Genomic DNA, 21,899 nt, shown 5'->3' with positions numbered 1-21,899 from the left:
GATTAATCCTAATCGTTGTAATAAGATTACAGCAAAGGGGGGCAATAAACAATGCAAACTTTAAATTACTCGTTAATAGACGTATTTTCAAATCAAGCATTTGGAGGAAATCAATTAGCTGTTTTTAAAGAAGATGGTATGCTATCAACTGGGACGATGCAAAAAATCGCCAGGGAATTAAATCTTTCTGAAACGGTCTTTATGAGGCCTTCAAAAAGTTCAGCAGCAGATAAAGAATTGCGTATTTTCACACCTCAAATTGAATTACCTATCGCAGGACATCCGACAATTGGGGCTGGTTACGTTTTAGGAATGGACCGAATTACTACTATGAAAAGCGGATTTAATCAATTTGTATTCGAAACGGGTGTAGGCAATATTAATGTAACTGTAAAAAAAGAAAATGATATTATTTCTTTCGTAGAAATGAATCAAAAAACACCAATTTTTGGACCTGTTTTTCATAATGTTAAACGCGTTGCTGAACTTTTAGCAATCTCTACAGAAGATATTGATTCAAACCTTCCTATACAATCAATATCAACGGGTGTACCTTTCTTGTTAATTCCAATCCGTACCTTGTCTGCAATGGAAAGAATAAGCCTTCAAACAGACGTTTGGAACAAGTTTTTTAGTGAAGATAATAATTTTAAACATATTTATGCTTTTACAACTGAGACTATTTATGAAAGTTCAGATGTCCATAGCCGCATGTTTGCCCCAGCAATGGGTATTGCAGAAGACCCTGCAACTGGTATTGCAACTGGAGCATTAGGTGCATATCTCGTTGAATATTCAGTAATTCCAAAATCTGAACAAACGTATAGAATTAGAAATGAACAAGGAATTGAAATGAAAAGACCGAGCTTTATTGACATATCAATTACTAAAAAAGGAAATGTATATGAAAACGTCTCAATTGGAGGTAGTTCAGTAATGATGGGCTCTGGTCAACTTATCCTTGAAGTGTAACATACGGTAACACAATACCTATGAATATTATACAAATGTTATAAATACACATAACCTAGAAGATTTCAGAAAGTCCATGTAAAATCCTACAAGACTATGGTTACTATTGTACTAAACCAAACTTAGTTAAATGAGGATTTATCTGAAGTATAATGCAAAGAATTCCAATGCTGACATGGAAAACAACAGCTTATAGTAAGTTGGTTTCAGTATAGTATTCAAAATATTATAAATAGGAGGAGAATTATGATTTCTACAACTACACAATTAGAAAATTATTTATTATCAGTTCCACAGAATATTAAATCCCTTTCAAACATGGAGTTTAAACCTATACAAACAAAGTGGTCTAAAAAAGAAATATTAGGGCATTTATGTGATTCAGCTAATATAAACCACCAACGATTTGTTGATATTTTAACTACGACGACAGGTTCAGTTTCTATCAATAACTATAACCAAGATTTATTGGTTAAGGTTCATGATTATCAGCATTCATTTAAAACAGGTGACCTCATAATAGTATGGGTTGGCTTAAATACCCAAATTGTCAACCTCCTGAAACATGTTCCGAAACAACAGTGGGAATTACCATGCATATTAGAAAATAAACAACGTGTAACTTTAGAATGGTTAGTTAATGACTATATAAACCATTTGAATCATCACTTAGAACAGATATTTTCATAGTTTGCTCATGTTAAATATACAAAGACATTTGCTCACCAAGTCAATTGCTTCTCCAAAAAGATAAGAGTCGCCTTAAACGAAAGTAATAAGGAAAATAAAATAACACATGTAATTATAAATGGAGGAAACAATTATCTTTTAATACGACTAAATACAAAACCTGTAACCTACTATTTGTAGTTAGAAAGGTTGTGAAAGATTGGAAACATCTAAATATCAATCAACATCGATATATTTTTTACTTTTGTTAGTTCCTCTATTTTGGGGAGGGGCTTTCGGCGCATCTAAACATGTCGTTACTGAAATACCTCCAATGACTGCCGGCACGTTACGTTTTGGTTCAGCAGCAATCATCTTATTATTACTTGTCATCTACCGATCAGAATGGAGTACAGAAAAGCTCAAAAGACATTGGTTCGGATTAACATGTATGGCCCTCACAGGTATCTTTTTATATAATGGCCTTTTCTTTTTAGTAGGCTTGAAATATACATCGGAAGTAAACGGCGCATTAATTATGGCTACAACACCTGCTTTTTTAACAATGGGTGCAGTATTATTTTTAAATGAAAAGTTTAATAGACGTTTAGGCTTAGGCTTATTTCTATCATTATCAGGCGTTCTCATCGTCATCTTTAAGGGCATTGATACGATTAGTTCTCTCTCTTTTAATAAAGGAGATTTATTGTTTGTTGGGGGCTTAATTTGCTGGGTTATTCACGGATTAATCGGCAAAGTTGTTATGAGAGACGTTTCATCAACTTTCACAACCTGTATTACGATGTTAATAGGAACTATTTTACTGGCGGTTTTTTCTATTATTGAAGGTGGTTGGATTTACGTTACAACTATGTCAGCTCAATCATGGATTGAAATAAGCTATATGAGTATCTTTGCTTCGGTCGTTGCCTTTTTATTGTGGAATGAAGGAATAAGACGGATTGGAACTAGTAAATCTAGTATTTATATGAATCTCGTACCTATAAATGCTGCTTGGATTAGTGTAGTTTTGTATGGTTCTACACTTACGGTACACCAAGTTATCGGTATGTTTATCGTAATTTTAGGTGTTTATATTGCTACTTCTAATGAAAGACATATTATCAAAAACTCATAGTATAACAAATATAAAACAACACTGTGTTAATAATTTCATCAGTAGAATTGAGATTATACTAGATCATGCTTTGGTTTTAGTAAAACTCTTTCTGCAGTGAGTTATATGGCCCCCACGCTTGCTTGTGGGGGCTTAAATATCTACTTTTTAAATTCAAGCAATAATAGTTTTGGATAGGAATGTGAAAAAGCATGATAACTTCTTACATTTTTTGTTATGATGAACGTTATAAGAGGTATACTTTAGGAGGATAATACGTTGATTATTAACAAAATGTTATTAAATGAAACATATCATATAAGTAAATGGAAATATGATGAACCATATACGCTATACAATTTCGATGATAGTCCTGAAGATATACAAGAACTAATGGATGGATCATATTTTACAGTTCAATTGAACAACGAATTAATTGGGTTTTTATGTTTCGGATACAATGCCCAAGTGCCAGGTGGAAGAGCTGTTGGGTTATATAAAGATACTGGAGAAAAATCTATAGATTTTGGATTAGGTATGAAACCAGAGCTATGTGGGCAGGGCAACGGCTTATCATTTGTGCAAGCAGGGCTAGATTTTGCAATAATACGATTTAAACCTAAATTCGTACGATTAAGTGTTGCTACTTTTAATAGAAGAGCCATCTCGGTTTATAGTAGAATTGGTTTCAGCAAAGAGCAGACATTTCTTAATGATGAAACTGAATTTCTAATTATGAAATATGTGGTCTAAGAAACCGATTGTTTTAGTGTAGTCTTCATAAAACTCCTTGTAACTATATCAGAACAGCAAAATGGTGGTTTTATTAGATTTCATTGCTTCCGATAAAAAAGATCCTACAAACGTTAATTTCATCTGGTCGATGTAACAATACAATCCAAACAACCTATTATAAAGAACAGGTTTTTAATATTGTCAATACTTGGTAGATGAAAGATGATTCTTATTACACTTGTTTACATTTACATATTTATCCCTTTTCTTAAATATAAAATAATTTATAGGGGGATTGGTGTGCACAAGTCGATTAGTTTTGCTATTTTCTTATTCATTATTGTGTTTACAATTAGTTTGTATGTAGGCATTAGTTGTCTCGTTATCTATTTACTTAGTTTAATTTCTTCATTGGCAATTGAAATTATTAATTGGCATTCAATTATTTTATTTTCTTTATTAAATTTCTTCTGGTTACTACCCTTTGATATTATTAGCAGCCTGTTTAAAGTATCAACTCCAAGTAAAAAAATTAATGACTTTGTAAAATTGTTGGGATTGTTAGTAAATGCAGCAGTTTTTTCACTATTTGTTATTTGGCTCAACGAGACCTTTACTGGCGTTTCATTTTCAATGATAGGGCTTGCTTGCTATATCCTTGCAATGACTATTATTGTTCACCTAACTATGATTGGTGGCACATTAATTGAAGAACAAGATAAAAGAGCCTGACTTCCGTCGTTTTAGCGTTACATTTCCCGGGAGCCAGACCCCACATTTTATTCTTCTGTTTCGATAACTATTCCTTCTATGTGTTTACGGTTTAGGAGGTTATTTTTCTTACGATAGTCTTTGGACTTAAAAATAATATCAAAATCATAGTCTTCGGGATATAGTTCATCTCGTGTTATATACAACTGCATACGTTTATGATTAATTTTTCTTTTTTCGTCCTTCACTTGAACTATATAATTTCCATATTGGTCAGGTCCTTTGTATACTATACCAAGCTCTCCTGTTGACCCGATTTTCACATTATCTCCCATCTCAAAAAGCGTAACTTTTTCCTTTACTTGTTGCGTGTTTTCCTGCTTATCTCTTCTTACATATTTATTTGATGCAATTTGCTTATCAATCTCTCGTTTTTTTTGCAGTGAAGGTTGTTGAGCCTCGTAGGATTTATGTTCTTTATAAGTTATAGAATGAGCTTTTTCAATAATTTTTGGGTGTATCCCTAACTTTAAAGCAATGCTAAATGCTTGGCTGTCACCACCCTCACCTATGATCAAACGGTAAGTTGGACGAAGTGTTTCGATATCAAATTCCATTGATCCATTACGGAAGCCTTCTCTCTCTGTAGCAAATTCTTTCATTTCACTAAAATGCGTAGTTGCAAAAATAGTAGCTCCTTTTTCGTATAATTCATCTAAGATAGAAATTGATAATCCCATACCTTCACCAGGATCTGTACCAGACCCAAGTTCATCAATTAAGACTAAGCTTCGATCATTGGCATTTGCTAGGATGTCAATAACATTTGTTATTCGAGAACTGAACGTACTTAAATTTTGTTCGATACTTTGACCATCGCCAATATCAACGAACATTTGTTGGTATATCGCAAGATGACTACCTTCATCAACTGGAATGAACAAACCACATTGAACCATTAATGTAAGCAAGCCGATTGTTTTTATCGATACTGTTTTTCCACCAGTATTTGGCCCTGTTATAACAAGAGCGTGGTAACCATTTCCTAGCTGAACTGATAAAGGAACAGCTTCTTTTCCAAGCATTGGATGTCTAGCGTTTCTTAAATCGATAAAATGTGATTCATTTAGTTGAACTTTGATACCTCCAATTGCTTCGCTATATTTTCCCTTTGCAAATAAAACATCGTAATGAATCATTGTTTCTAGAGCCAAGCCTATTTCTTGTTGATGTGCTTCAACTAGCCCTGTTAAATAACTTAATATAGCCTCTATTTCAATATCTTCTTCAAACTTCAGACTGTCGATACGTTCTTGAATATTAGCTACTTCAGCTGGTTCTAAATAAATTGTCGAACCCGAAGCAGAAGCATCTACTACGTTCCCTTCAACTTTCCTTTTGTATTCTTTTTTAATTGGAATAACATACCGTCCATCACGTTGACTGACAATTGGCTCTTGAAGATAAGATTGATATTTTTTTGATTGTAAAATGTGTTGAACCTTATCTTTCAATCGTACTTCTTCAATCAATAATTGCTTCCTAATTTTCTGCAACTCCTTTGTTGCGTAATCATCAACTCGCCCATGCTTTATACACCGAATGATTTCTTCAGCTAATTGAGGCAAATCCTCTATTGCATACACATATGTGGTGACTCGCGGTGCAATAAATTCCTTATCCTTCATAAAACGTTTAAGCTTCGTACTGCTGTCTAAAAATGAATATATTTTCGTTAACTGCTCAGTTTTTAAAACAACACCCTTATTCATCTGCTCCATAACCTTTGTAATACCATTTAGTCCATGAATTGGCACTGATGCACTTTTCCGCAAAATATAGACAGCTTCTTCTACTTCATGTAACCAAGCTTCAACTTGCTTCAAAGATATCGAAGGTGATAGTTCCAATAAATGTTTCTTGCCTTCCTCTGTTAATGCATATTGTGCTAACTCATTTTTAATGAAATCAAACTGTAAAGCTTGAAATGTTTTTTCGTTCAATGTTTTCTCCTCCAAATTAATTTATTTATTGTTATCCCTATAGCAATTTCCTCGATTTTAGATTCACGGTATAAAAGCCACTTCATCTTCATAAATTCACCCTTTCCTTACACAAAAAGACCACAACGAACAATGTTCATTGTGGTCTAACTTCATACGAGTCCTATAATCCAATTCGTCTTTTATCTTACATTAAAGTTATAATAGTTTCCTAAAAGTACACGTTCCATATAGATAAATGAACAATAATAATAAATATTCATCTCATCAACATGTCACCTTATATGTTTAGACAGTAATTTACAAAGAAACCTAACTTTAATATACATAAAAAGCTGTGCCAAAAGACACAGCTAAACGAATAAACGGATACTGTATGCTATGACCATTGTTCTTAACATTTCATCCAAAAAGCATACTTAAATAAGCTATCTGAAAATGCATATTCAGCATAGACTTTTTGAATAACCGTATGAAATTACGGATTAGTTAAGAACGACCCCTAACATAAACAGAACTCCTTTGTTAATTGTAATTTTATCAAATAAATAATACATGTTGGTAAAAAATATGTCAAGGGTGTTTTTAGCATAGGACTGATTTTATTAACTATTAAATTCTTTACTTAAGCTGTTTTCATGTTGATTGTCGCTTTGTGTACTATGAGAAACACCGTATACAACTATCATTGGTTCTCTTCTTTATATCCATGAGAATGACTTTTATCTCCTATTGTTAAGGTAATTTCATAAACACAAAGTTTACGAAAAGAGCTACGCTTAAAGAAAGTCATATAACTTTTACCCTATTTTTTCTTTTAAAAGTATTTTCCCTACCTTCCAATAAATCCATAATCAATCGATCTCAAACCAACTGCAATGATTACTAACAAGAACATAATAAACACATTGAACATGCTTTTATATAACGATGGCATTAATGTGTAAAAGTCAGAGTCTTATGAATGTTTGTAAGTCAGTCTATAGACGGACTAGGATGGAACATGTTTACTGAGTGCATCATTTACTATAAATTCTTTATGTACTTGTTTTTAAAGAAATAATGATTAAATCGATTTGCCAGTTTTGTGCGCAGTTTTATTACTAGCAACAAGCGATTATCAAGTTCCTCGAAATCAATAAATCAGCCTGTCGTATTAGTCAAATATAAAAAAGTCAAAAAATTTAATCAAACCGATAAGTTTCAACCTAAAAAGAAAAAGAGTGATTCTCTCCTCAATAAAGAAGACAACCACCCTTACTAATAGTTAAGGTCATGACCATGATATTATACTCTAATGACTATGTTCAATTATATACTTGCTAGGCGAAATGCACGATAAAAACGGGCTCATCTCACCAATAAAGAAAATGTGCAATTTGTGCATTGCGCGTGTACATGCAGTATAAAACAGTTTACGTTCATTTTCATCTAAATAAATAGAACTAGAACCATTAAAAATAATTACAGCGTCAAATTCAACACCTTTTGCAAGGTAGGATGGAATAACAAGTACCCCACTTTCAAATGAATTAGTAGTTTTATTAATAAGTCGGAGAGTTATATCATTTTTCAAACGATCGTATGCCTTCCTACTTTCATCAGCTGTTTTACAAATAACCGCTATTGTTTTATGACCTTCAAGTTGAAGCTTGTGAATACGTTGTTTCACTTTATCAACATGGATCTTGTCATTGTCTACCTTTGTCATGAAAGGTTTATCACCCTCTCTGTTAAATGCATCAATCGCTACATTTCCAACAAGGATCTCTTTTGTGAATTCTATAATTGGCCTAGTTGAACGATAACTACGTGTCAAGTCTATACATTCAGTTTGATTTTCTCCGATCATCTTCGTCAATGATGCAAACCCATCTTGAGAAGCTTGATAGTGAATTGTTTGATTCTTGTCACCAAGAATGGTCATCTTACTATTTGGAAATAAATAATTAATATAAGCAAATTGAAAAGGAGAATAATCTTGAGCCTCATCAATAAAAATGTGTTTAACAGCCGTATTTTTTTTGAAGCCCTCAAGTTGTTCCTTTAAATATAAATATGGTATTGTGTCTTCAAAAGCTAATTCGAATTTTTCTATACGGGCTACTGTTTGATCACACATTTCTCCCCACTGATAATGGATATTTTCTTCAGCTTTTGGCATATTCATAAATTGTTTAGTTGTAAATAGCTGCATATAAATTTTACGGACATCAACAAAACGCAAATGTTCTACTATAGCCAGCAAAGGTTTAAAGTGTTTTCTAACAACTATTGCTGCAAGTAGCTTTTGCTCGCGTCGGTAATCGTCAAATGTGTTATTATACTTGTTGTTATCTCGTTGAAGTTTTCGGTATACCCGGGCATACACATCACGGTCTAATAATTCTATTTCATCTTCGACCCATGACTTCTTACGTTCTGCTTTTTCAATTTTTTTCAGCTCTTTAAGCAACCATTCCACCATTAGCGTTAAACGGTTAGGAATTCGCATAGATGTATTAAACGAATAAAATTGTTCATTTATTTGATCTGCGGAAATAACAACCTTATTTCTAAATGATATATCTTTAAAAATCATGTCTCGTTTTTTCAGTTGATTGATATAATGATCTATTAGTAACATAAAATCCATACTGGCTTTATATCGTATATTGTTCATCCTAACCGAATATCTGGAATCTTTGTTAGCTGTCAATGTATATTCAAGCTGTTCATACTGATCCTCTAAGTCAAATTCTTCACCAAGTTGATGGTCTATATATTCTTGAAGAGTTGTTTGCTGCATATTGTCCTCACCAAGCTCTGGGAGTACAGTTGAAACATAACTGTTGAACATTGAATTAGGAGAGAACAGTAATATTTGCTCTGCTTGTAATGTTTCTCGATATCGATATAACAAAAAAGCTACACGTTGTAGAGCAGCTGATGTCTTTCCACTTCCTGCCGCACCTTGAACAATTAGTAAGCGACTGCTTTCATTACGAATGATTAAGTTCTGTTCTTTCTGGATCGTTGCGACAATACTTTTCATCTGAGAGCTAGATTGATTTCCAAGCACTTCTTGCAATAGTTTATCACCAATCGTAACACCTGTGTCGAACATACTAACGATTTGACTTTCATGCACAATAAACTGACGCTTTAGGTTCATCTCTCCTGAGATTACACCTTCAGGCGTTAAAAATTGAGCTCTCCCTAATGAATAGTCATAATATAAACTCGAAATTGGTGCCCTCCAATCATAAACGAGAAATTGTTCTGACTCTTCATCATAATAAGATCGAATACCGATATAAATGTTTTCCTTTTCACATTCTCCATCTTCAACAAAATCAACCCTTCCGAAATAAGGTGAATCTTTTAATTTATTTAAGGTTGTTATTTGTTGAAAGGCCTGTTTGTGATTCCGTTCCCTTTCAGAAAGCATCTCCGCCTGCTGTTTAACACTAATAGCTGTTTCAGTTGCTTCGTTCGTATTATCTAAATTAACTGTTACATCATCCCAAAAATGCTTACGGATATTAATAATCTCAGCTTTAACATCACCTATATCTTTATTAAGAGATCCAAGTTCTGTCGAAATTTTTTCGACTACAAAATCAACACGATGCTGTTCTCCATGCCATTCCTTGCTAACTTTATTCATATAAGCACCTCTCAAATTAGATATTTTTGACTAAAAGCTTGACAGAAATCTAAATAAATGTTAATATTAAATTGGATAATTATGATTATATATGTTTTTTTATTCTGATCAAATCTTATTCTAACACAACCTTATTTTCGAATCAATATATATATACATACAAAAAGGGGCATTTCTAAGTCAAAATTCGACTTAGAAATGCCCTTTAGTTTGTTATAGTTAGGATTTTGATTTAATTTAAGTCTTAAACTTCATTGCTTTTGTTACTAAAAATACACAGCATAATGTATACTATGCTAGATGTAAACGTGGATTTTATCTTAAAAGGCAAGCAACAATCAATTGTAAAAATAGCCTTAAGTAACAGAGATAAACATTATGTCTGTTAGCCTAGCCCGTAGAGGATGTTTGCGCTTGAATCTGTTTTCCGCTACGTTTTTCATTAAATTTTTGTTTTAATTGTTCTTTTTCTTCCTTTGTCATTTTCTTATAATCTTTTATAAACTTCTCATATTGAGGTATAATATCCTCTTTTAAACCATATGCTTTGATTTCACCTGCTTCTAACCAAAGAACCTTTTCACAGAAGTCTTTTATTTGACCCATAGAATGGCTTATAAAAAAGATCGTCTTGCCTTTTTCTTTAAAGCTATTCATTTTTTCTAAACATTTATCAGCAAATGTTTTATCACCTACTGATAGCGCCTCATCAATTACTAATATATCAGGGTCTATTGACACTGATATTGCAAATCCTAATCGAGACTTCATACCACTTGAATATTTTTTAACGGGTTGATCAATAAATTCCCCGAGTTCAGCAAATTCAATAATTTCAGGAGTTAGTAATTTTATCTCTTGTTTCGAGAAGCCTAACATTAAACATTTCAGCTCAATGTTATCTCTCCCAGTTAATTCATTGTTTAAGCCAGATGCAATTGCAATAAGTGATGCTTCACCGTTTATTTCAATACCTCCTGAAGAGGGTGGTATGACTCCTGAAATCAAGTTTGATAATGTCGATTTTCCTGAACCATTAATACCTACAATACCTATAGTATCTCCCTTTTCAGCTATAAAGTTAATATCCTGTAACGCATAAAAATCCTTCCCATAGCCTTTCGGGAGGACGATATCTAACAGTTTATCTGAAGTTTTTTTATACATTTTATACTTTTTTGCTACATTGTTAAAAATAACAGTGCTGTTCATATTTGCTCCTTCTATTAACCATAAAAATGAATATAGGCGCTTTTACTATTCACAATTTTTATATTCATATTAACATAAATTTTTAAGAATAGATATTTTTAACACCATACTCACCATTATGATTAATATTAGCGGGTTTCGTGCTGCAATCTGATAATAAAATAAAATGACCATACACCAGACTTAATGATTTTTCTGCATATTTATAGTAAATGCGAACACCCTAAAGATGCTAATTCTTCTTCATATTTATCTTTAGGTAAGCCCTTAAAATAATGACTAAGAGGGTTAGATAAATTGTCACTTATTTCTAAAATTTCTAATTCTTCGTAGTATAAAAATGCATCTAGTTTACCTTGAGCTCTCACCCATACACCAGTCTGATCTTTTTTAATTACATCATATTCTTTGCCAATCATTTCGTAAGGTGTAGCGATACCATTTTCATCAGTTATCGAATTTATAACTTTTATCCTCATTTAAAGTCCCCCTTATTCAACTTACGTCTTTACGAACAAATCAATAACCGTCTTACCAAGCTATCAAGCTGTAGGGAAAAAGTATCATGAACGTTAGTTGTTTTTTACATATTATTTCTTCTTATGAAAACAATAATTAGGATAAGCAAAAGCAATATAAATCTTCGTGGTGAATGCTAAGCTGCCCCTGAATGAAGTAATAATGAACAATTGGCATATACTAAGTTTTCCACACACACAATATAAATATAAGTTAGATCAGAGAACTATTTACTTTATTATACGGAAATGATTTGTGAAAAATACAGTAAGCTGTTAAAGATTTAAATAATTTTTTGTAAATACATAAACAGTTCATATATAAAGAATGCCATTGCAAGGTTTTTGTTGTTAGATATATGATACCTAAACAAACTCTCTTACAATGGCATAAATCAGTTATTTATGTTTCGTACATATTCTTTTAAGACAGTAAACTTCCTATGTTATCCCTCTTCAATAACTTCTTTCTCAAGCTCTAAAATCAACTGATCCACGACTCTTGCGCTAGACATACCATCTACATCATCAAAGAAATAGTCTACAAATGGTTTTATTTTATGCATTTCGAAATTTTCATTTATAATTGTCTCAATTAATTCTTTCGTAGAACGCACGAGCGGACCAGGAATAAATGATTGGTACTCAAAGTAAAAATCTCTTTTCTGTACATATTCTTCAACATCATAAGAAAAGAAAATCATAGGTTTATTAAGCAGTGCGTACTCAAAACATACTGAAGAATAATCTGTTACTAACACATCTGTTATAAATAATAAATCATTGATCTCACGATACGATGAAAAATCATAGAAAAAATCACCATATTGATAAGGTATACTAAAATCATTTTTTATAAACGGGTGTAATTTAAACAAAAAAACATATTCATCACTTAAGGATTCATATAGCTTATGTAAATTCAATACTTCCATAGGATAATAAGCGGATTGTTGACCATTCCCTCTGAAGGTTGGTGCAAACGTAATGACTTTTTTCCCTCTTAAAAATGGATAGTCATTGTATAATTGTTCCCTTACTTCCTCTTGATAAGATTTATCAAAAAACACATCTGTTCTAGGTATTCCAGTTGCTACAACTTTTTCCCTATCAATCCCAAAACCCTCTGCATAATATTTCCCAATATGATCAGAACTTACAATTGCTTTAGTATAATTGCGATGATTTTTTGATTTTGGAGAAGGGCCACCAGGTAAACCTATCCGACTAAAACCAAATTTCTTGAAAGCACCCACTGCATGCCAAAGTTGAATGAGTTCAGCATTTTTACGAATTTTCAATGGATAAACCATAGGGTAAAAGTCATCGAGTAAAATAACTTTCGATGTTGCCAAATGATAAGCTAACTCCACTATTTCTCCAATAGTCTTTTTTTCAGCAATGCCCTCTTTAAATAAAAACCTGTATTCCCAATCAAATTCTCGACTTTGCATTTCCTCATAAACGAATTCGAAATTACCACTCATTTCAGTTCGACTATCTGACGCAAACAGCACTTTATTCTTCTGCATTGGTAGCAATTTAAAAATGCTATACAGCCCTCGAAAACCAATCGTTTTTATGATTTTATATATTAAGCCATTACTCTTATTTTTTTCAATCATTAACCTAGAGGGGTCAATATCCATTAACTGTGTAGATCTTAATGCCAAGGTCTTTTCATGTTCATCATAAGATGCTAAAAGATTATATCTCATTTCTTTTCTATTAGAAAAATACTCCATTTTAGTTGTATAAAACTGATGGTCTAAAAATTTCTCTATATTTCCTAATGGAAACATTCTGCTGTACTTTTTGCCATTATAATCTTGAATCTCTATTTCAATAAACATTTTATATAATGCCGCAGGAAGAGGCTGTGCATTTTTAGTTATCGTCGCAAAATTTATCGTCCCGTTAAAGCCTGCCCATTTGTATACATCTACATCAATTTTTTTTGATTTATCAAGGTAAAATAAATCAATCCCTACATCCCTTAATGGGACAGATATTTTTTTCTTCTCTTCATTAATTAATATGAGACGTTTCTTTACTAAATCTTCATCCAGCAAAGGAATATTCTGCAAATAATAATATCCCTTAATATCCATAATCGCACCGTTCCAACTTAGGTTTGTAATCACCCTCCTTGGTATAACCTCTTGCCCTTCATCTATCATCTTCTTTACTATAGGAAGCGTGTCAACGTCGTTATGATTTTCTTCAAAAGTATCAGGTATTATAGGAATGATTTCTTTTCCCACAGCTACCATCTCTTTGACAGCTGAAAGTAGCTCTTCAATAGTTTCATTTTCCTTTACTAACCGATCTTCGTCAGTATAGCTTAAAAGTTCCTCCCTTGATTTTTGTTGATAAGATCCTAAAGGATTTTTTTCTTGTCCCTCATTTGTCAAGGTATGAACAGATGTATGTATTTTATTAGCATTTTTACTTTTTTCTATGAACATAATTTCTTCTTTATTTAAATTAAATTTGTCAGTTTCTATATTGTTATCTGACTTACTATCTGGTGAGTTCATTAAAGTAAACCCCCTTCTTTCTCTGTAATTAATCTGAATGTGTATCTACCGAAAATATGAAATCAGTCACCTTTTTGGATACATGACCATCACTGGTTGGTAAAAAGCGTTGTCTAAATGTTGAAATTAACTGATAATCAAATTCGCCTTCTTTAATCCAGTAAGCGAGTTCTTCGGAGTTACTAAAAAACGGACCTGGGATAAAATTGTTATAAGGATAATAGAAGTCCCGTTCTTTCCTATACTCTTCCAAATCGTTTGCATAAAATAAGATTGGACGTTGTAAAATACTATAATCAAATATAATTGAAGAATAATCAGTAATTAACATATCAGATAATAATAATAGCTCTTCAATACTATAATTCTTCTCAATTTGATAAATAAAACAAGAATGTTTTGGGTTTATTACTATTTTTTCCTGTACATAAGGATGAAGGTGCACGAGAACCGCATAATAATTTCCTAAAATTGAATGTAATGCGTTGAAATCAATTAAATAGTCCATTGATTTCTGATCATAACCATTTCCACGAAAAGTAGGAGCATATAATATCAATTTTTTTCCTGATAGCTCAGGAAATTCTCCAGTAAATCTTTGATAAACTGTCCTATGCTTTTCATAATCAAAAAAATAATCTGTTCGTGGTATGCCGATGGGGTATATTTTATTGGTAGACATATTAAATGCTTCAGCATAAAAAGGAATAACCTCTTCTGCACTAACTAATACTTTAGTGTAGTTGCCGTGTACTTTTATGTATTTTAAATATTCTTTAGATGGGCCATAACTTTTACCAATTGTACTATGTCCAAATGTCTTAAACGCACCTGCCGCATGCCATAGTTGAATAATATCTATACCTTTTCTAGGGCTAATAATATATACAGGAAAAAAATAATCATCTATCACAAAGTATTTTGAAGTAGCCAGATGATACATTACCTTAGTCATGTGTACTAAATATGTCAGCTTCCCTAATTTACTTGCTGAATTCCTTTTAAATAACAATACAAAAGAGAACCCTTTGTTTCTAGCTACTAGCTCTTCATAAACAAATTTTAAATTTCCGCTAATTTCCTCAGAACGACTAGATGCAAAGGTTATTTTATTAGGATTAATCGTATAAAGCAATGCAAAAAGTTGATGTAAACCACCAAAAACAATTTTCACTAATAATGTTGGCAACAGCTTAACATTTATCATTGAAATATCCTACTTTGAATATTAGACATTTAAATCTTCCATTCCAGTACAGTCTTTCCCCAAGATGTAGTTAAGTCTTTTTCAAAGGCATTGATAACATCTTTAATGGATCTAACTTCATTAACAGAGCCAACAAGTGTTTGTAAATAATCCACGATGTCTAGATTTGCCGCTAAAAAATCAACTGTATTCTTAAAGTCAATATAACCACTTCTACTGCTTCCAATGACTGTAATACCTTTTTCTAGAATCATCCTCGTATTAATTTCTACTGGATATTCAGAAACTCCTAAGATTGAAATGGAACCTTCAGGAATAATATAATCAATAATTTGGTTAATTGCATATTGACTTCCAATTCCACCAACACATTCAAAGGCATGGTCGAACTGAACATCAGCTGGTATGTCATTAATATTGTATACTTCATCTACAAATGAAAAGTTGTCAAGCTTATATTGCGTTTTACCGGCTACGATGACATGACAATCTGCATATTTTCTTTTTAGTAAGAGTGCAGTAATATAACCTAAATTCCCATCTCCCCACACACCAAACCTTTTACGACGCGTATGCGACAACCTTTCAAACCTTGACATGGCATGCATCGCAATTGTTATTAATTCAGTAAAAGCAGCAACAAATTCATTAATATTATCAGGCAAAACTACAAAGCGGTCTCTTTTCAGAAAAACATAATCCTGCATAAAACCATCATAACCGCTTGATAAAAACCTACTTGAACGTAGATAATTCTCAGCAATAATTTCATCCTCTTCAATAGGAGAGTTTGGAATCATAACAACCTTCGTCCCAGGACGATATTCACCATAAGGGTCGTACACGATCTCCCCCACTGCCTCATGGATTAATGCCATAGGTAGCTTTTTAGATAATGCAGCTTCCCCCCTAGTTCCAGTATAATACCGTTGATCCGCTTGGCAAATCGATAAAAATGTTGGGCGGACGATTATACGATCAGAATTAATTGAACTATCCTTATATGAAATTTCAAATTGCCTTGGAGATACTAATCTATATACTTGATTAATCATGCTCAATCTTCTCCTGTAATATTGCATTAGCAACCTTTAGATCATATGGGGTAGTAATTTTTATATTAAAAACCTCACCTTTAACTATTTTTACCTCTTCACCATACAATGAACATATTTTGCATGCATCTGTCAGCTGTTCTTTTTCTGCTCGTGTTAATTTATTGTAATAGCCAACAAGTGTTTTTATATGAAAGCTTTGCGGAGTTTGTCCTTGGTACATCATACTTCTATTTGGTATATCAGAAATTAAGTTTCCATCCTCAGATTGAATAATTGTATCAATTGCTTCTATTACTGTATCCACAGCATTATACTGTTTAACTTGTTCAATATTCTCTTTGATGATTCTATGTGTTAAAAATGGACGTACAGAATCATGTGTAACAATATAGTCATCATCAAAGATCCCAACCGTATCTTCGATATAACGGATGCCATTCATAATTGACTCGTTGCGATCTTGACCGCCCTCTAATACTATAACTCGATCATTATCACCAATATACTTACTTATAATGTCTTTCGAATGATGAATCCACTCTCTAGGAGTCATGACTAATATCTTTTCAAAATCTGAATTTAAGATGAATTTTTCAAGTGTATGGATTAATATCGGCTTTTTGTTTAATGGCAGAAACTGTTTTGGCATATTCACGTTACCCATACGAGTTCCTTTCCCACCTGCAAGTATTTCTGCATAAATCATATACGATACAACTCCTTTCATTTAAGGTAGATCTTCGTCCCAACGGTTTCAGTAACTCTGTGAGCCTTCATGTCAACAAAGCAGATAAATGATAATATCTAGGTTATAATTTCTTCTACTAATTTATAATAAATGCATATAAAAGTAAATGTTACCTCTTACTTAAACGAATAATATTGTGCTAATATTTAGAAAAAACTCCTACTAGTATAACTGGCCTTTAGCAAAAGTGGCGCCTCTATAAAAAATCCACGAAACGATCTCTAAATTTAACATGTAAAACAGATCCGATTAATAATAGTATGAAAACAATCCCCCAAAAGTATAAAGTGTAATTTAGATTGTCGATAAAATACCAGTTCAGACCTAAAAGAGACGATCGGTAACCTTCAACAATATAATAAAACGGGTTTAATTTCATAATTAACTGAATAAACTCTGGTAATTTCTCTACTGTCCATAATATCGGGGTTAAATATAATAAAACTCTGACGACTGATTGAACAACCATTTGTACGTCTCGAACAATCGTTGCTAGTGTGGCCGTTATTAAAGATATAGCAATTAATATAGCTATCGTAGCAGCCATAAAATAAGGCAGTTGTAAAAAGTATACCGAAATTGAATAATCGTAGAAAAACAATATGACCATAATAATGCCAGTAAGTATAAGGTGAGAGTAATACTTAGATGCGATAACAAATGTAGGTATGACACTCATCGGAAATTTCATTTTTGCTATGATCCTTACTCTTGAATAAATTGATCTCGAACCTTGTAAAATGGATTGAGAGATAAAAAACCAAACACTAATGCCTGAAAGCATCCAAGGCAAGTAAGCGATGTCACCTACTCCTTTATCACCTCGTATACCTAACCCAAAGACAAACCAAAAGACACTAATTTGAATCATTGGGTTTAAGACCTCCCACAGGATACCTAAGTAGTTATTATTATTTGTACTTTTTAATTCGTATATAGATAAACGTACTATTAAATAGAAGTTGTTAATATGTTCATTAATGATCGTCAATACTGATTTCATGCTGTAATCCTTTCCATATAGCTCACTATAAACTTAGTTCTTAAATGAACTACCACAAGTGTGGAATAAATTAAGTTATTTTGGTTAGTATGTACTGAACAAGTCTGTTTGATGAATTTCCTTTTGAGTGTTCATTCCATCGATTATAAAATTGTAATATCAACTCATCATTAAATGGGTGGGTTAAAATAAATTCGATAATTTCCTCAGTATCATTCGCTATCGGCCCAGGGACAGTAGTTTCGTAATCTTGAATAACCCCCTGTTCTTGTTGATAGATTTTTAAATCATAGGGGTAAAAAATCATTGGTTTTTGTAAAATAGCATATTCAAAAGGAATGGATGAATAATCAGTAATTAAATAATCCGTGATCATCAATAATTCATTAGTGCTTTTATAAGAAGATAAGTCAACAATGAAACCTTTGTATGTTCTCTCATAATCTACATTTACTTTAACCATTGGATGTAGCTTCAAAATTAGAATATAGTCCCCTCGCAGCTTTTCGTAAAGCTTGTCCAAATCAAGCTTAATATTGTAATTATTTAATTGACCATGGCGAAATGTCGGAGCATATAATATTTTCTGTTTATGTTTTAACAGAGGAAATCTAGAATAGAGTTTACCTTTAATTTGACTTGTTAGTTGCTCATCATAAAAAAGATCTGTCCTTGGAATGCCAGTTGGGAGTATATGATTAGCTGAAATATGAAATGATTCCATAAATATATGCGCCATTTCTTCTGAACCAACAACTACCTTGTGAAATTGCTTATACACTTTTCGAAACCTTCTTTGAGCTTTGTTACTCCTTTTACGAACGGATTTGTCTTGTAAACCAAAAGTTTTTAACGCTCCAGCAGCGTGCCAAATTTGTATGCACTCAACATTTTTCTTAAATGTAATTGCCGATAAAAATGCAAAATAATTATCTATAATGATTATTTTAGATGTAGCCAAATGATAAATAGACAAAAGCCAATGAAGTATATTCTTTGATTCAAAAGTATATATTTTTGCTTCTTGAAAAATGTGTTGAAGGTCTGATTTTGTTGACGTTTTACACAATATAATAATATCAATTGACATAGATTGTTTTATCAATTCTTTATATAAAAAATGTGCATTTTCTTCATATGATATAACGAATGTTAATTTTTTCTTCAGCTTAAATTGTTTGCACAAATTAAAGACTAGCTTAAATATAAGTAAATAACTCGATATTATTAATTCCTTAACCATTATTCAGTAAATAACTCCATATTTTTTTTAATCATAGTTGTAGAAATACTCTTTGTTCTTGGTAAATAAATGACATGACAATAATCCTCTAAATAGTTAAATTTGCCCTTCCAATCATCTCCCATAACAAAAATATCAATATTATGAGTAATGATATCAGCAACTTTCTGTTCCCAATTCTTTTCTGGAATTACTTTGTCAACATAACGTATTGACTCAATTACTTTTTTCCTATTTTCATAATTATGGTAGGATTGCTTATTTTTCATCGTATTAAACTCATCTGTTGATAAGCCAACAGTTAGGTGGTCACCTAATTCTCTTGCTCTTTTTAGAAGGTTAACATGCCCCCAATGCAACAAATCAAACGTTCCATAGGTAATAATTTTTTTCATAACGTCTTACATCCCTTCTTTTTAAAAGGCATATTGTAGATGTCGGTATTGCGAATGAATGTATAAACAGGTTTCCACTAGCATTAAAAAACTAATTATAAGATAAACATTGCTAGACAACAATACAAATATTATCGTGAGCTTTTTGTAATAGGTTCTTTTCGTAGCTAGCTGAGTATAAAAACACTTTTTTTCTATAACTAGAGAGGAAAAGGTGCTCACTATGTCAGTTTGTATGCTTGTCTATACTCTTAGCACGAAAACCGTATTAGAAAACTGCTTTTTAGAATGTAGGGATAGCTTCTTAGCAAAGAATAACAAATATACATCTAGTGCAATCTTTTACTAAATTCTGGTAGATAATTTATATTTATCCTCACTCACCAATCCTTACCTTGATGATTATGACATCTATTTTACCAAAGGTTGCAGTATATATTAATTATTTTCTGCTGAATTAATCGTATTTCATAAATATATAATACTCATAATACTAGTATATTTATCCGATTAACCCTGAACTATACAAACATATAATTCGTTCAAAAATGTTAAGAAATCAATAGCTTCACTCAATTCCAAATATTTCGATGAAAGCAAAAAAATGACTTTCATTCCAATTACACTATATTTTTTCTCGAATTTATGCGAAAATAACATTCTAGTGTATCTATATTTTACAAATTCCCTTCGAAATTTATATCTTACCAGTATTAAGGAATACAATTATGGGGTATTTATTTCGTGTGAATATATCGGAGGATATTAAATATGCTTAACTTTGATGAGGTTATGGGATATGAATTTGTTAATAACCGAATGGAAAACTTCATAAAAGAAGTTCACAATAGAATGCAAGTTTCTCAAAAAACCTTTATCGTTACAGCGAATCCTGAAATTATTACATATGCAAAATCAAATCCATCATACGATTTAACCCTAAAAAAAGCTACATACATTATCCCAGATGGAGCGGGCATTGTAATTGCTTCCAAAATCTTAGGTAAACCTCTCAAAGAAAAATTAACGGGCATAGATTTTATGGAACAGCTCTTAATTATCGCAAACAACCATCGTTATAAAATATATCTTTTAGGTGCAAAACCTGACGTTATTGGCCTAACTGTGAAAAGCATTCAACAACAATATCCTCATGTAGATGTCGTTGGATATCACCACGGTTATTTTGATGATAACGATGAGACTATTATCTCTCAAATTAAAGAAACTGAACCCGATATTGTGTTAGTAGGACTAGGATTTCCAAAACAGGAAGATTGGATTGCAAAAAGCATACACAACTTTAATAAAGGGGTATTTATCGGGCTCGGGGGAAGTTTTAATGTATGGGCTGGTGTCGTCAAAAGAGCGCCTAAAATATGGAGAGATACTAATTTAGAATGGCTATATCGGTTAATTAAAGAGCCATCTAGGTTAAAAAGAATGATTGCCATTCCGAAATTTATGATGCGAGTGCTCAAAAGGAAATATCAACAAAGCTAACATAATATTGTTAGCAAATTTTCCTTCCTTTTATAAGAATTTTTTACTGAAATATAAGGTATTTTCCTTTTTTGCTACCTTCAAGTGACCTTCAGCGATTTGAGTTGTTCAACACATTCATAACAGTTCTTAATTTCCCATCTCTTTTCGGTCTCCTGACGAGTTCACCTCCACAGTTCGGACAAACATTTTTGACTTCAGCACTACATTGAGGACAAAATGTACATTCATACGAGCAAATATATGCATCAGCATCCCTTGTTAAGGAAATATCACACCGCTGGCAATCTTTTTTCATTTTTAAACCCACCTTGCTTCATCCTCTCTTTTACATTTTTCATTCATAATTGCTGTTTTACATTGCATGTTCCTTCTCATACAAAAAATATGCATACGAACTTATATCTTTTAAGGTGAAAGTCACATATTTCATTCTACATATAATTTCAATCAAACGAACTTGATAAAGGCTCTACTTGAAAAAACCGAATGTTAAAATCAGCAAATTGATATAATAAATGCTGTTTTCACTTTAATTTTTGAATCGTTTTACTTTTTGATAAACATAAACTACTTTTCAGAATCGCATAATTAGGTCACGTTATTAATCATTTAG

General features: G+C 32.1%; 18 protein-coding genes. 6 read left to right on the top strand and 12 right to left on the bottom strand.

All coding sequences use genetic code 11. The annotated features are described in order from the left end of the window. The first annotated feature begins 51 nt into the window (after window positions 1-51). The 5 genes from SLH52_RS13385 (at window position 52) to SLH52_RS13365 (ending at window position 4,225) form a co-directional block, all read left to right on the top strand. Complete coding sequence (locus SLH52_RS13385) at window positions 52-972, top strand: PhzF family phenazine biosynthesis protein (RefSeq protein WP_320209778.1); 921 nt, start codon at window positions 52-54, stop codon at window positions 970-972. A gap of 246 nt (window positions 973-1,218) precedes the next feature. Further along, a complete protein-coding gene (locus SLH52_RS13380; protein ID WP_320209777.1) occupies window positions 1,219-1,662 on the top strand; it encodes a DinB family protein in 444 nt (147 codons plus the stop codon). Window positions 1,663-1,861: 199 nt separating this feature from the next. Beyond that, complete coding sequence (locus tag SLH52_RS13375) at window positions 1,862-2,779, top strand: DMT family transporter (protein WP_320209776.1); 918 nt, start codon at window positions 1,862-1,864, stop codon at window positions 2,777-2,779. A 258-nt stretch (window positions 2,780-3,037) separates the two neighbouring features. Further along, window positions 3,038-3,511 (top strand): GNAT family N-acetyltransferase, encoded by a 474-nt coding sequence (locus tag SLH52_RS13370; RefSeq protein WP_413785525.1) that lies wholly within the window; start codon window positions 3,038-3,040, stop codon window positions 3,509-3,511. A gap of 282 nt (window positions 3,512-3,793) precedes the next feature. Next, window positions 3,794-4,225, top strand: a complete 432-nt coding sequence (locus SLH52_RS13365) for a hypothetical protein (RefSeq protein WP_320209775.1) — start codon at window positions 3,794-3,796, stop codon at window positions 4,223-4,225. Window positions 4,226-4,272: 47 nt separating this feature from the next. Here the strand turns inward: SLH52_RS13365 and SLH52_RS13360 are convergent, their stop codons facing one another. From SLH52_RS13360 to tagD, 11 genes are all read right to left on the bottom strand, one after another. Then, window positions 4,273-6,207, bottom strand: a complete 1,935-nt coding sequence (locus SLH52_RS13360) for an endonuclease MutS2 (protein WP_320209774.1) — start codon at window positions 6,205-6,207, stop codon at window positions 4,273-4,275. A gap of 1,294 nt (window positions 6,208-7,501) precedes the next feature. Next, window positions 7,502-9,856 (bottom strand): RNA polymerase recycling motor HelD, encoded by a 2,355-nt coding sequence (helD, locus tag SLH52_RS13355; protein WP_320209773.1) that lies wholly within the window; start codon window positions 9,854-9,856, stop codon window positions 7,502-7,504. 390 nt (window positions 9,857-10,246) lie between these two features. Continuing rightward, window positions 10,247-11,068 carry a teichoic acids export ABC transporter ATP-binding subunit TagH gene (gene tagH / locus SLH52_RS13350; protein ID WP_320209772.1) on the bottom strand — a complete coding sequence of 274 codons (822 nt, stop codon included), beginning with the start codon at window positions 11,066-11,068 and terminating at the stop codon, window positions 10,247-10,249. Between the two features lie 203 nt (window positions 11,069-11,271). After that, complete coding sequence (locus tag SLH52_RS13345; RefSeq protein WP_320209771.1) at window positions 11,272-11,547, bottom strand: hypothetical protein; 276 nt, start codon at window positions 11,545-11,547, stop codon at window positions 11,272-11,274. 485 nt (window positions 11,548-12,032) lie between these two features. Further along, the gene (locus SLH52_RS13340; protein WP_320209770.1) at window positions 12,033-14,126 is read right to left on the bottom strand and encodes a CDP-glycerol glycerophosphotransferase family protein; all 2,094 of its coding nucleotides are present in this window, start codon (window positions 14,124-14,126) and stop codon (window positions 12,033-12,035) included. 28 nt (window positions 14,127-14,154) lie between these two features. Next, complete coding sequence (locus SLH52_RS13335) at window positions 14,155-15,333, bottom strand: CDP-glycerol glycerophosphotransferase family protein (protein WP_320209769.1); 1,179 nt, start codon at window positions 15,331-15,333, stop codon at window positions 14,155-14,157. 29 nt (window positions 15,334-15,362) lie between these two features. Then, window positions 15,363-16,388: a ribitol-5-phosphate dehydrogenase gene (locus tag SLH52_RS13330; RefSeq protein WP_320209768.1), complete on the bottom strand. Its 1,026-nt coding sequence runs from the start codon at window positions 16,386-16,388 to the stop codon at window positions 15,363-15,365. Next, window positions 16,381-17,097 carry a 2-C-methyl-D-erythritol 4-phosphate cytidylyltransferase gene (locus SLH52_RS13325; RefSeq protein WP_320209767.1) on the bottom strand — a complete coding sequence of 239 codons (717 nt, stop codon included), beginning with the start codon at window positions 17,095-17,097 and terminating at the stop codon, window positions 16,381-16,383. The genes SLH52_RS13330 and SLH52_RS13325 overlap by 8 nt, the downstream gene beginning before the upstream one ends. 238 nt (window positions 17,098-17,335) lie before the next feature. Continuing rightward, window positions 17,336-18,142, bottom strand: coding sequence for an ABC transporter permease (locus SLH52_RS13320; protein WP_320209766.1), 807 nt, complete (start codon window positions 18,140-18,142; stop codon window positions 17,336-17,338). Window positions 18,143-18,212: 70 nt separating this feature from the next. Next, the gene (locus tag SLH52_RS13315) at window positions 18,213-19,385 is read right to left on the bottom strand and encodes a CDP-glycerol glycerophosphotransferase family protein (protein WP_320209765.1); all 1,173 of its coding nucleotides are present in this window, start codon (window positions 19,383-19,385) and stop codon (window positions 18,213-18,215) included. Next, window positions 19,385-19,780: a glycerol-3-phosphate cytidylyltransferase gene (tagD, locus tag SLH52_RS13310; protein ID WP_320209764.1), complete on the bottom strand. Its 396-nt coding sequence runs from the start codon at window positions 19,778-19,780 to the stop codon at window positions 19,385-19,387. Before tagD ends, SLH52_RS13315 begins: the two co-directional genes overlap by 1 nt. Before the next feature lie 771 nt (window positions 19,781-20,551). Between tagD and SLH52_RS13305 the strand changes: the two genes are divergently transcribed. Next, on the top strand, window positions 20,552-21,283 hold the full coding sequence (locus SLH52_RS13305; protein WP_320209763.1) for a WecB/TagA/CpsF family glycosyltransferase: 732 nt from the start codon (window positions 20,552-20,554) through the stop codon (window positions 21,281-21,283). Window positions 21,284-21,374: 91 nt separating this feature from the next. Here SLH52_RS13305 and SLH52_RS13300 read toward each other — a convergent pair whose 3' ends face one another. Continuing rightward, window positions 21,375-21,593, bottom strand: coding sequence for a DUF1272 domain-containing protein (locus tag SLH52_RS13300; protein ID WP_320209762.1), 219 nt, complete (start codon window positions 21,591-21,593; stop codon window positions 21,375-21,377). Window positions 21,594-21,899 lie beyond the last annotated feature (306 nt).

Origin of the sequence: Cytobacillus sp. IB215665 (assembly GCF_033963835.1) — a bacterium.
Taxonomy (GTDB): Bacteria; Bacillota; Bacilli; order Bacillales; family SM2101; genus Nanhaiella.
Note: the sequence above shows the minus strand (reverse complement) of the source record. Positions and strands in the feature narration are given on the sequence as shown.